This is a genomic window from Brevibacillus antibioticus (assembly GCF_005217615.1).
Classification (GTDB): Bacteria; Bacillota; Bacilli; order Brevibacillales; family Brevibacillaceae; genus Brevibacillus; species Brevibacillus antibioticus.
On record NZ_SZNK01000001.1, the window covers coordinates 2,248,623 to 2,261,397 of the forward strand.

9 protein-coding genes are annotated in these 12,775 nt (G+C 47.8%); all 9 read right to left on the reverse strand.

Features of this window, described 5'->3' with window-relative positions:
* Window positions 1-34: 34 nt before the first annotated feature.
* The 9 genes from E8L90_RS10120 to E8L90_RS10160 all read right to left on the reverse strand — a co-directional run bounded on the left by E8L90_RS10120 (window position 35) and on the right by E8L90_RS10160 (window position 12,749).
* Entirely contained in the window at window positions 35-1,693 is a 1,659-nt protein-coding gene (locus E8L90_RS10120; RefSeq protein ID WP_137029279.1) for an AMP-binding protein, read from the reverse strand.
* A 135-nt stretch (window positions 1,694-1,828) separates the two neighbouring features.
* On the reverse strand, window positions 1,829-2,305 hold the full coding sequence (locus E8L90_RS10125) for a hypothetical protein (protein WP_137029280.1): 477 nt from the start codon (window positions 2,303-2,305) through the stop codon (window positions 1,829-1,831).
* 92 nt (window positions 2,306-2,397) lie between these two features.
* Complete coding sequence (locus tag E8L90_RS10130) at window positions 2,398-2,889, reverse strand: YajQ family cyclic di-GMP-binding protein (protein ID WP_137029281.1); 492 nt, start codon at window positions 2,887-2,889, stop codon at window positions 2,398-2,400.
* Between the two features lie 20 nt (window positions 2,890-2,909).
* Window positions 2,910-3,698 (reverse strand): SDR family oxidoreductase, encoded by a 789-nt coding sequence (locus tag E8L90_RS10135; protein WP_137029282.1) that lies wholly within the window; start codon window positions 3,696-3,698, stop codon window positions 2,910-2,912.
* Window positions 3,699-3,820: 122 nt separating this feature from the next.
* Window positions 3,821-6,904 carry an efflux RND transporter permease subunit gene (locus E8L90_RS10140; RefSeq protein WP_137029283.1) on the reverse strand — a complete coding sequence of 1,028 codons (3,084 nt, stop codon included), beginning with the start codon at window positions 6,902-6,904 and terminating at the stop codon, window positions 3,821-3,823.
* A 4-nt stretch (window positions 6,905-6,908) separates the two neighbouring features.
* A complete protein-coding gene (locus tag E8L90_RS10145) occupies window positions 6,909-8,132 on the reverse strand; it encodes an efflux RND transporter periplasmic adaptor subunit (RefSeq protein WP_137029284.1) in 1,224 nt (407 codons plus the stop codon).
* Between the two features lie 284 nt (window positions 8,133-8,416).
* Window positions 8,417-10,279 carry an oligoendopeptidase F gene (pepF, locus tag E8L90_RS10150; RefSeq protein ID WP_137029285.1) on the reverse strand — a complete coding sequence of 621 codons (1,863 nt, stop codon included), beginning with the start codon at window positions 10,277-10,279 and terminating at the stop codon, window positions 8,417-8,419.
* Between the two features lie 97 nt (window positions 10,280-10,376).
* On the reverse strand, window positions 10,377-11,663 hold the full coding sequence (locus E8L90_RS10155; protein ID WP_137029286.1) for a UDP-glucose dehydrogenase family protein: 1,287 nt from the start codon (window positions 11,661-11,663) through the stop codon (window positions 10,377-10,379).
* 12 nt (window positions 11,664-11,675) lie between these two features.
* Window positions 11,676-12,749, reverse strand: coding sequence for a glycosyltransferase (locus E8L90_RS10160; protein WP_137029287.1), 1,074 nt, complete (start codon window positions 12,747-12,749; stop codon window positions 11,676-11,678).
* Between the last annotated feature and the right edge of the window lie 26 nt (window positions 12,750-12,775).

Sequence of the window (12,775 nt, forward strand, 5' to 3'; positions counted from 1 at the left end):
GCCAGGAGCATCTCCCTGGCCAATGAACCTCTTCCTATGCCGTTCCCGTCTGATTGGGGTTGCATTGCCCAAACAGCTCCAGTGCTTGCTCCCGCAGCTTGAACTTTTGTATTTTTCCGGAAGCGGTCATCGGATATTCGTCTACAAACTGTATGTACCGAGGGATTTTGTAATGAGCGATCTTCCCTTCGCAATAGTCCCGTATCTCATCCTCCGTCAACGTTTCGTGAGGCTTTACCCGAATGCACGCCAATACTTGCTCGCCGTATTTGGCATCAGGTACACCTACTATCTGGACGTCCAACACTTTTGGATGTGTATAGAGGAATTCTTCCACTTCACGAGGATAAATATTTTCCCCTCCGCGAATGATCATGTCTTTGAGCCGGCCCGTAATTCGATAGTAGCCTTCTTCATCGACGGTTGCCAAGTCTCCGGTATGTAGCCAGCCTTCGTGATCGATCGCTTTCACTGTCTCCTCCGGCATGTTGTAATAGCCTTTCATGACCAAATATCCTCGCGTGCACAGCTCGCCTTGCACACCTGGCGGCAAAATGTCACCTGTCGCCGGATTGATGATTTTTGCTTCTACCTCTGCATGCAGACGACCGACAGTGGATACTTTTCGTTCAAGAGAATCCTCTGGTACGGTCTGTGTGATGACGGGTGATGCTTCCGTTTGTCCGTACGCTATCGTAATATCACGGATTCCCATTTGATCGACGACCTTCTTCATAACCTCAATCGGGCATAAAGAACCGGCCATGATGCCTGTTCGCAACGAGCTCAGGTCACGCTCGGCAAACGTCGGATGGTTCAATTCGGCGATAAACATTGTGGGTACACCGTACAGTGCTGTGCAGCGTTCGGCCTCCACAACCGCAAGTACCACGCCTGGATCAAAGGCGATGACAGGAACCATCGTCGCACCTGTTGCCACACATGCCAAGGTTCCCATCACACAGCCAAAGCAGTGGAAAAAAGGAACCGGAATACACACCTTATCCGCTAACCCGAGACGCTGACATTCCGCTACCTTGATCGCATTGTTGACAATATTGACATGTGACAGCATGACTCCCTTTGGAAAACCAGTCGTGCCGGATGTGTACTGCATATTGATAACATCATCAGGTGAGAGCGTCGCCTGACGCGCCTGACGCTCTTCTTCCGTGACCCGTGCAGCACGTTCGAGCAAATCGCTCCACAAAAACATTCCAGGTTGTCGCTCATTCCCCAGGTAGATCACATTTTTCAAATGGGGAAGCCTTTTGGATTGTAGCGCTCCAGGTTCACAAGTATGTAACTCCGGGCAAATCTCTTGAATCATGGATAGATAATTGGCATCGCGATAGGAATCCATTAAGAGAAGCGTCGTCGACTCGGATTGACGCAGCAAATATTCCAGTTCATGTACCCGGTAGCTCGTATTGACCGTTACCAGTACACCGCCCATTTTCGCCGTGGCAAATTGGGAAATCACCCATTCTGGCACATTGGTTGCCCAAATCGCGATATTGTCCCCTTTTTGAATGCCAAGAGACATAAATCCCCGCGCTGCCTGATTGCATATCGCTTGAAATTCACCAAACGTATAACGGAGCCCTCGTTCGTGATAAACCAGCGCTTCCTTTTCCTGATGCTTACTAGTTGTGTCGTCTAACATGTTGCCGATTGTGGTCATATGAATCATACAAGCACCCCCAAAACATTCAGACTATTCTGTATGATTCTTCTTTTTTGCCGCAATCCCTTCTTTTTCCATCATCGTCTTTCTTTCCCTTCCTCCCAAAAAGAAAAGCGTCCCTTTTGTGGAACGCGATCTGGTTTACTTCACAACGATTTTTTTCGTAGTCTCTATCTTGTATGGCAGATGGTTGCTGTAGTTGAGCTCTACGCGAATTTCATGCTCTCCCTTGGGCAACTTTTTCAGCAAAAACTCTGGTTGATAAATCATCCCTTTTGGTTCGCCATTCAGGTATAAATGTGCGTGTCCCTCTCCAAATACTGGGGTCTCGGCCAATTCGCCACTATCCTGGACAAACGTGAAGTTCTCTGTTAGCAAGGATACCTCTGCCGTTGTCCCATCCACCTTGACCGCCATATTCAGCCCTGGCTTTTCTGAACCTGTTGGCTGGTTCATAGGAGCGGTAGCTGTAACAGCGGTAGTTGGACCCGACGGTCGATAAGAGTCCGAGACGCTCAGAGGGTCTTTGACCAGAAGTACGATGCCCGCCACCAGTACTACAAGGAAAACAATTCCGCCCAAAATGAGATTGCGCATACTGATAATAAAGACCTTCATGTCTCTACTCTCCCTTTCGCAAGTGCTTGTCACTTATTTGTACATGCATATGCGAGAATGAAGAGAGTTAGAAGCAAAAACTTTTCTAGTAGTTATCGGTAGTTAATAAATTGTACTTCCAACGGCAGATCAGCCTTGCGAATCGCGTTGATGATTTGCTGCAGTTCGTCTTTGCTTTTTCCCGTCACGCGGATTTGATCGTCTTGAATCTGTGTTTTCACTTTAAGTCCTGTATCTTTGATGATGCTGTTGATCTTTTTCGCATTGTCTTTATCGATCCCCTGCACCAGCTTGGCACGCTGACGGACAGTGCCGCCTGCTGCCGATTCCATTTTGCCGTAGTCGAGGTTTTTGATCGGGACATCGCGTTTGACAAGCTTGCCTAGCAAAATGTCTTTTACTTGACTGAGCTTGAAGTTGTCATCGGAGACGAGGACGAGCTCTTCCTTTTCCAAGGAGATGCTGCTCTTGCTCCCTTTGAAGTCAAAGCGATTTTCTATTTCTTTTAATGCGGTCTGAATCGCATTGTTCACTTCGGACAACTCTACTTTGGAGACGATATCAAATGAGCTCTCTTTACTCAAAGGAATTCCCCTCTCTTTTATTAGATCGAGCGAATCAAGCCACCGTCGACGAGGAAAGATTGACCTGTCACGTAGCTGTTTGCTGGCGAAGCCAAGAACGTCACCATGCGAGCAAACTCGTCAGGCTGACCGTATCTACCCAATGGGATTTGCTTCTCCCAATTTTCCCTAACTTCATCAGCACTGATGCTCTTCACCTCTGCGGTAAGCCCATCCAGTTGTGCCACCCGATCCGTCGCAATTCTGCCAGGCCCAATGGTGTTAATCAGAATCCCATCTGGTCCGAGTTCTGACGAAAGCGTCTTGGAAAGGCCCAATATCCCTGTGCGAAACGTATTGGACAGGATCAAATTCTCAATCGGCTGTTTAAAGGACGAGGAGGCGAAGTTGATAATTCTGCCAAACTGGTTCGCTCGCATATGCGGCAAAACAGCCCGAATGGCACGTACATAGCTAAGCAAATTTAGCTGGAAGGCCTGCATCCACTGCTCGTCGGTGAGCTGATCGAATCTGCCAGTTGCAGGCCCACCTGAATTGTTGATTAAAATATCCACGCTGCCAAAATGCTTGACCGTTTCTTCGACAACTCGCTTGATATCTTCTTCCTTTGTCACATCCACTGTTAAGGCAAGAGGTGATTTTCCAGTAGCTTGTTCGATCTTTGCACGAACGATTTCCAGAGCAGCTGCATCTCTACCGCATATCGTGACATTCGCTCCTTCTTGGGCGAGGCACTCCGCTGTTGCCTTCCCCAATCCTTTTGATGAGGCGAGTACCAGAGCCGTTTTTCCTTGCAAAAATAGATCCATATGCATGCTCCTTTCATGGTTCACTCATGTATGTATCTTGATCTCTTTATTCTACAGAACTTTCAGACGAAGGAAAAGTAAAAGAGAAGGGGTACAGCACATGCCCCTTCTCTTGCGAATCACTATACCTCTGTCGGAGGTACGTTCTTATTTTTGTTTTGTTTTGCTTCTCGCTTCGCCTGGCGAGCAGCTTTGCGCGCCAGTCTTCTTGCCTTTGCCCCTTCAAACAAGGAGTACAGGACTGGTACGAGCACCAATGTCACGATCGTGTGGAAAATCAAGCCGGAGATAACGGCTGTTGCGAGTGGTGCTTCCAAATCAGAGCCTTCTGCCATTGCAAGACCCATCGGTAGCATCCCGAGAATCGCCGTAAGCTTCGTCATGATAACGGGACGAATACGTTCCTTCGTTCCTTGGATAATCGCCTCTGCGGTTTCTATTCCACGTTTGCGCAGCAGATTGATCCTGTCGATCAAGAGGATCGCATTGGATACGACGATACCAACAAGCATGATAATCCCGATCATCGCCATCTCACCGAATGTCCGCTGCGTAAGGACGAATCCAAGCACAACACCTACCAAGGCCATTGGAATCGTCAGCATGATGATAAACGGTTGGGACATCCGTCCGAACTGGGCAACCATGATGACGTAAATCAGGGCCAGAACACCTAAAAATACGAAGATCCCTTGGCTTATGTTCGTGCTTTGCTCTTTCAACTTACCGGCGATTTCCACTTTATAACCTGCTGGTACAGGCACGTTTGGCAATTTCTCATTAATCTCACGGCCTATTGCCCCTAATTCACTTCCCAGCATCTCGGCAGAAACCGTCACGATGCGTTCGCCTTCTTTACGCTCAATCGTGATCGGAGACTTACTGTACTCCATATCCACCAGATCTGCCAAAGGCACTGCTGCCCCGTCTTTTGATGTTACCGTAATCGTTTTGAGCTGATCCGGATGCTTCAGCCAGTTTTCCGGCATCTTAGCAACGACATCTACTTCAATTCCATCTTGTGTGATAGACGTAATTTGTTGACTGCCGATTAACACACTCAGTTGTTGCAAAAGTGAGCGGTGATCTACATTCAGTCTGGTAAGCGCATCTTGTTTTGGCAACAACGTAACTTTTTCTTTTCCTTCTTTAAAATCGTTGCGAATGTTGGTGAGCCCGTCGATTGTTCCAAGCATCGCTTCCATATCGGTTGCGATCTTCCGCATGACTTCCATGTCATCCCCGTAAACATCCAGTTGGATCGGGCCGCTTCCGCCTTGTTGTCCGAATGACATGGAGACGGAGTCGATTCCTGGGGTCGCATTCAGGCGCTTGTTAATATCTTCGTTCAAAGCGTCCTTATCTCGTGTTCTGTCCCCCTTCGGAATTAAGGAAATGAACAATGTTGCTTCTTCCTTGGAAGTAAAGAAGAATACATCCCTAATTTCCGGGATCTCCCGCAGCGATGTTTCCGCGGTGACGGCTGCTTTTTGAGCTCCTTCCAACGTACTACCGATTGGCATTTTCATATTGACAAAGACGATATTTTCATTGGCGTTAATTCCTTGACCCATTTTCATAAAAGGTGTGAGGAAAGCGGAACAAACCAGCAATGCTACTGCGAGTAAAACCGTTTTTATCCGATGTCTAATCGCTACTTGTAAAATGCCGCTGAATACACGAATGATAAAGTGTTCCTTGCCTTCTCCTTCAAGCGAAACATGCTTATCCTTCTGCAAGAAGCGATTGGAAAACACGGGAACGAAGAAGTAAGCAGCGATCGTCGATGAAATAATGGCAGCAGATACCGTAAAGGCGATTGTGGCCAAAACCGGTTTCAGCCAATCTTCAAAATCCGCAAAGACAAGTGGCAAAAACACGATGATAATCGTGAGCTGCGAGGTGAAGACAGGTGTCAAAACTTCTCTCGTTCCTTTAATAATCGCCTGCTTCAGCTCTTCGCCCTTTTCCCGGTAGTGATAGATACTTTCCAATACAACGATGGCGGCATCGACGATTAAGCCGACTGACAAGCTAAGTGACAGTAAGCTGATCATGTCAATGTTGTAGCCTGCGAGTTTCATCGCGATGAACGTCATGAACGCAGAGAGCGGCAGCGTCGTAGCAATGACGAGCGTGACCCTCCAGTTGCGAAGGAAGACGAACAAGATGATGATCGCTAGCCCTCCACCAATCATCACATCCCGGCTGAGGTTGCTCACGGCATGTTCGACAAAGGAAGCTCCTTCGAACATGACTTTGATGTTGTATTTGCCGTTTGCTTCTGTGTTCAATTTGCGAACGACTTCTTCTACATTCTTTTGTGTCGTGATCAAGTCATAGCCGTCTGCCCGCGTCACACTGAGTTGAATAAACACGGAACCGTTTGTCAGGGCGACGAAGTCTTTCACTTTTCCACGCAAATCTTCAATTTGTGCCAGTTGATTCAGAGAAACGGTTCCTCTCGGTGTATCAATTGGCAGTGCCTCTATTTCCTGTGGGGTCTGATAAGTATTGTCAATCATGACAACCGTATCAAATCCCGTGTTCTCCAGTGTACCAATCCCTTGCTTCCAGTTTGTATCCTGAAGCTGTGAAATGATAGCCGCTGGCGTTGTTTGATAGGCATTCAATCGATGTGGCAAAAGGGATATGGTAATTTTATTCTCGAAGCTTTTCTCATCTACGATGACTTCCTTGACGCCCTCGACTTCTTCAATACGATCCTTGATTGAGGTTTTTGCCAAATTCAGCATGGTCTTCGGTTCTGCTCCCACGACGGCAAAATCAATCATTTGATCGCTACCCATATTGCTCTGAAAGATATCTACCGTGTTAACGGCTTTCGGAAAACCGTTTCGGAGACGGTTAACGGCATTTTGAACATCTTGCTTAACCTGCTCGCCTTTGCCTTCATTTGCAGAAACATTGATTCTAACATGACCTGAACTTGTGGAAGAAGAGTATTTTTTAATATCATTAATCGACTTTAGTTCTTGCTCTATTTTCTTCGTTACTTTTTCTTCCATCTCTTCTGGTGGCAGTGCACCACCGGAAATTCTTACGTTAATATCAGGGAAGTTCGTCTTTGGAACGAGTTCGACATTAAAGCTGAATAAGGACCCTAAACCTGCAATGACGAGCAAAAATGTAAATAAGTAGACGATTAGCTGTCTTTTCAGCAAAAAGAGAATCATCTTGTTCATGCAACTATTCTCCCTTCGCCTCTACTTTTTGCCCTTCGACGTAGAATGTAATTCCGCTGCGCAACAGCTGGTCTCCTTCTTTCACGCCAGAAACGATTTCGATGGTGTCTCCAACCATTTGACCAGTTTTCACTGGTTTTCTTACAGTCAGGCCATTTTCTACTGCCATCACGTAATGGTCGTTTTGACTCACGCCGACACTTTCCAACGGAACGAGGAAGCCATTCACTTGGCGCGGTACCTCAATCGTAGCTGCCATTCCCCCACGCCAGTAACCATCTGCATTCGGAATCGTGATCTCGACGCGGTACTTCCCTGTATCCTTGTTCACAACTGGAGAAATAAATGCAATGGTTCCTTCACTTTTCTTACCATCGTCCGCCAAAGCCTGCACCTTTGTTTTCTCTCGGAATTGACCGATCAAGTCATTGGAAACATCCAAGGTTACCTTCATTTCAGACAGGTCAACGAGGCGAATGATTTCCTGACCAGGAGACACCTGCTCACCAATTTGCCATTTCACATCCACGACTGTTCCTGCGAATGGTGCCTGAATTTTCGAATCATCCAAGCTCTTCTTCGCACGGTCTACACCGCCGGCAGCAGCTTTAATCGATGCGTTGGCGACCATGACATCTTCTGGTTCCGCTCCTTTTTGCAGCTCATTCAGAGACAGCTGAGCATCACGCAGTGTTATCTCTGCTTGCGTGACGGCCCGTTTACTCGCATTTATTTCGGTTTGCGAAATGGCTCCGCCAGCAAACAGCTTCTCACTTGTTGCGAGATCCTGCTTTGCTTTATCCAGACTGTCTTGCGCGCTTTTTACCTGCAAACGCTTCTGCTCGAGCGCTTCTGCTGTCGCTCCCTTTAACGCCTTGATTTTACGGGCTGCTGCTTCATCCACCTGCCCCTGTGCCGCTGCAATTTCCCTTTGCTGGTAACGCGTATCCAGTGTGGCCAATAACTGACCTTGCGCGATTTTTGCTCCTTTGTTCGCGGAGATCGCTGAGATTGTTCCGCCTGTACCAAACGACAGTACCGCGTCCCGCTTGGCTTCCACCATCCCTGTGACTGCGAGCATCACTGGCTTTGCTGCCTTTTGTACCTTTACAACCTCTACTACCTTCGCTTTTGCCTCTGTCTGCTGCGGTGCCTCTGGTGCTGGTGCTGAACAACCAGCAGCGACCAACATTACCGAAGCCAGAATAATGGATGCCCGTTTTTTCACAAGAATTCCTCCAAATTTTCACAATCATTCCTCATGGCGTAATTGTGCCAGTTTTTACCTCTGCTGCAAAACAGTCAGCGGGTGGAAATTCATCTCCGACCCGAGACGGAGTCCCGCACCTCCTAGCGCATAAATAGATACGTAATGAAAATGGGAAAGTTTCCGTATTTTGGACAACTTTAAGAAAAATTTTACAAAGTGGGTATGAAAGACTACGTTTTCCACAAAACTGCAAAAAAAAGCAGCCAAGTCTTGGACTTGATCTGCCTTTCGGATGCCTTACCTTATTTTTGTTCGACCAGCTGTTCCAGTTCTTCGAGCAATTCCTTAAAGACACTCAATGCTTCCGCAATCGGTGTTGGCGACGTCATGTCTACACCTGCGCCCTTGAGCAGATTGAGCGGATAATCTGAGCTGCCGCCCTTGAGGAACTGCAAGTAACGATCCACGGCCGGCTGACCTTCCTCCAAAATCTGCTTGGACAGAGACGTCGCGGCCGAGAAACCCGTCGCGTACTTATACACATAGAAGCCACGATAGAAATGAGGTATCCGCGCCCATTCCAAATCAACTTCGCTGTCTACGACGATATCTGGACCGTGATAAGCAACGTTGAGCTCACGGTAAATCGTACTGAGAGAATCGGCTGTCAACGGCTCTCCCTGCTCTTCTTTTGCGTGCACGATTTTCTCAAACTCGGCAAACATCGTTTGACGGAATATCGTTCCACGGAACTGTTCCAGATAATGATTAATCAAGTACATGCGCTGTTTTTTGTCTGTCGTCGTCTCGAGCAAATGATTCATCAGAAGTGCTTCGTTCAGTGTGGAAGCTACTTCTGCCACGAAAATCTTGTAATCGGCATACGTGTAAGGCTGTGCGTGATTGGAATAGTAGCTATGCAAGGCATGCCCCATCTCATGCGCCAGCGTAAACATGTTGTTGACGTTGTCCTGATAGTTCATGAGAACAAACGGGTGTGATGTATAGGCGCCCCATGAGTAGGCTCCGCTTGTCTTTCCTTCGTTTTCATGCACATCGATCCAACCGTTGGAAAAGCCCTCATCCAAAATGCGACCGTACTCCTCACCCAGTGGATGAAGTGCTTCTTTGATCGTTGAGACAGCTTGGTCATAAGGAATTTTCATGTCCGTCTCAGGAACAATCGGCACATACAAATCGTACATGTGTAATTCATCTACACCCAATAATTTTTTGCGCAAGGCAATGTAGCGGTGCATGAGCGGAAGATGCTCGTGGATCGTTGCAATCAGGTTGTCGTACACAGGGAGCTCCACATTGTCGGCAAACAAGGCTGCGTACAGGGCAGATGGATATTTTCTCGTCCGCGCGTCGAAAACATCCCCTTTGATGGCAGATGTCAGCGATGCCGCGAGCGTATTGCGGAACTTGCCATACGTATTGTACAATGCTTCGAATGCTTCTTTGCGCACGCGTCGGTCTTTGCTTTCCATAAACTGCGTATAGCGTCCCTTGGTCAGCTCGACTTCCTCGCCGTTTTCATCCGTGATCATCGGAAATTTCATGTCAGCGTTGTTGAGCATCCCAAAAATTTTGGAAGGAGAGGACACAAGCTCGCTCATGTTTGCCAGCAATGCTTCTTCCTCGGCGGATAGCGTATACGGCTTAAAGCGTGTAATCTCTTCCAACAAAATACGGTAGTGCTCAAGACCTTCTACTTGTTTGATCCACGTTTGCAAGTCTTCCGTGGGAATCGCCAAAATCTCTGGCTGTATGTACGAAACGGAACCGTATGCTTGCGTGCTCAGGCTGGTCGCTCTGTCAGTCAGCCCTTGATACTTGCTGTTTGCATTGTCTTCGTCTCGACGCATACGTGCATAGACGTACACTTGGTCAAGCGTCTTCAACAATTCATCTTGCAGAGTCAACACGGCCAGCAACTGTTTACCAGAAGTAGCCAGAGAGCCTTTCAATGCTGCGATTTTTTCTGTGAGCTGTTTTACTTTTTGTACGTCCGCTTCCCAATCATTATCCGTGGGATACATGTCCTCAAGACGCCATTTGTATTCAGCGGGGACGTCACTGCGTTTCGGCAGTGTTTTGCTTTTATTCACCGTGATCACTCCCTCGTTATTCATGTAAGATGCAATGGTCAAATCATCCATATGTGTATCCTAGCGCATTATGCCCACAGGTTCAAATCAATCAGGCACTTTCCCATTTTCCACAGAAAAAAAGCCGAGCTTTCCCGAGATGGAAAAGTCAGCTTCTCCCTATTCCGATATAGTGAAAGCCTGCTTCCTTTACCTCCTGGTTCGGCCAGGCATTTCGTCCGTCTACCAAAAGAGGCTGAGCCATGCTTTGATGAACCCGCTTCCAATCCAGTTGAACACACTGTTCCCATTCTGTGACTAATAATGCGGCGTGTGCTCCCTCGCATGCTTCTGCTGCGGATTGCGTATACGTGATCTGTGGAAACTGCTTGCTGACACCAGATGCTCCAATCGGATCGAATGCCTTCACGAAAGCACCTTTTTGCAGGAGTGCCTCTATCAATTTGAGCGATGGCGCTTCGCGAATGTCATCTGTATCCGGTTTAAACGTCAACCCCAGAACGGCAATTTGTTTGCCTTTCAGATCAGGGAGTTGCAAGCACAACTGCTCCAAAAACCAGCCAGGTTGTGTAGCATTCACCTCTCGCACTTTATCCAAAATGCTTAAGTGAATATTGTGCTCTGCTGCGAGTCGCAATAACGCAATCGTATCCTTCGGAAAACAGGAGCCGCCATAACCTACTCCTGCCCGTAAAAATTGCGGACCGATTCGGCTATCCAGTCCCATTCCTCGTGAGATCGTCACGATATCCGTCCCGAGTGCAGTACTTAACCGTGCTAGCTCGTTCATGAAGGAGATTCGGGTGGCCAAAAATGCATTCGAAGCGTATTTGATCAGCTCCGCGTTTACTCTGGTCGTGATTACTCGCGGTGCCTTCACGCCGTTGTACAGCTCCTCCATGCTCGCCGCTGCCTGAGAATTATCTACGCCAATAACGATTCGTGAAGGCTCCAAGGCGTCCAATAATGCGCTTCCTTCCCGTAAAAACTCCGGGTTGGATGCAACAGATACTCCTTGGCAGCCAGCAAGCATCCCCGCTACTTTTTCGCCAGTTCCGACTGGTACGGTACTCTTGATTACTACGATTCGTTCTTGCGGTGCGAGCGAATGGACCTTTTCTATGTCAGAAACAGCCCCGAGTAAATAGGTTAAATCGGCTGTGCCGTCTGCTGCTTCAGGTGTGCCCACACAAATGAAAAAAATCTCTGCGTCCTTCGCCTCCGTCAGATCCGTAAAAAAAGCAAGCGTGCCATCATCCAATACTTTTTTCAATGCCTCTTCTAAGCCTGGCTCGTAAATCGGCGAGATCCCCTGGCGCAATTTTTCTACTTTGGATGCAACGAGGTCAATACCAGTCACCTGATGACCGTTCATGGCAAGGGAAACAGCGGTCGTCAAACCTACGTAACCGGTCCCAATAACGGCAACTTTCATTCCTTCACCTCATCATTTTTTCGACACACGCAAATAGAGTTCTTCTAGCCTCATCCGTTGCTTATGGATATCGTGGTTTTTTTCTACTTTCAGTCGAGCCTCCGTCGTGATCTGTGCCCACTCGTGACTTTCTGTTAGTACACGGTTTATCATTTTCCCGAGCGTAGTCGGTGATTTCTCCGGAACCAGATATCCGGTTACTTTGTTTTCCACCAGCTCCGGAATCCCCGCGTGATAAGTGGAAATGACAGGGCGTCCGCTGGCCATCGCTTCCATGATCACATTGGGAATCCCCTCTTGGTTGCCATTTCTCGCTGTCTTGCATGCGATGATGAACAAATGGCACTTGGCCAGTTCGCGCTGGACTTCACGATGTGGCAAAGCTCCTTTGAGCACGACTTGTGTGCCTAGCCTGTTTTTCTTAATCAGTCGTTTGAGCTTCTTTTTTTCTTCTCCATCACCGACGATGATTAGCTTCGCCTTGGGATATTTTTTATGCACGTGGGTAAACGCCTTAATTAGCGTATCCATCCCCTTTTTTTCAGTCAGTCTCCCTACGCTTAGCAATCGGTACTCCCCATTTACTACGGGCTGTGGCGGCAGCATGGGAAATTTGCGCAAATCAATTCCTGAGCGGATAAGCGTAATTTTGGATGGGGGGCAGCCGAGATGAATCAATCGCTTTCTCATGTGATTGCTGACGACTGTAAACGCATGGCCCTTTCGAAAGAGACGCGTAAGGGACCGTCTGTACACTGGATTTTCTTTGACGCGCTTGGTCGCATCAAAGCCGTGAAAGGAAGTGATTAGGGGGAGCTTGCTTTTTTGTGCATAAGGAAGTAATTCTAATCCGGCAGGACCAAAACGGGCATGCAGGCATTTCATTTTTTTTCGTCGCAGCCAAGTGGAGAGGCCGGCCATATGCTTGCGCACATAGACCGGCGAGTAAGGAAATTGTTTTCTGTTAAAGGCTCGCTGGCGGGTCAACACCACGGGTTTGACCACTTGATGTCCAAGCAATTGCTCGTAAATAAATGTTTCACTCTTAGGAAGAAACTTTCTGCGATAAACGAGGACCCGATGCATGCAACTGGCCTCCTTTATAACGGGTG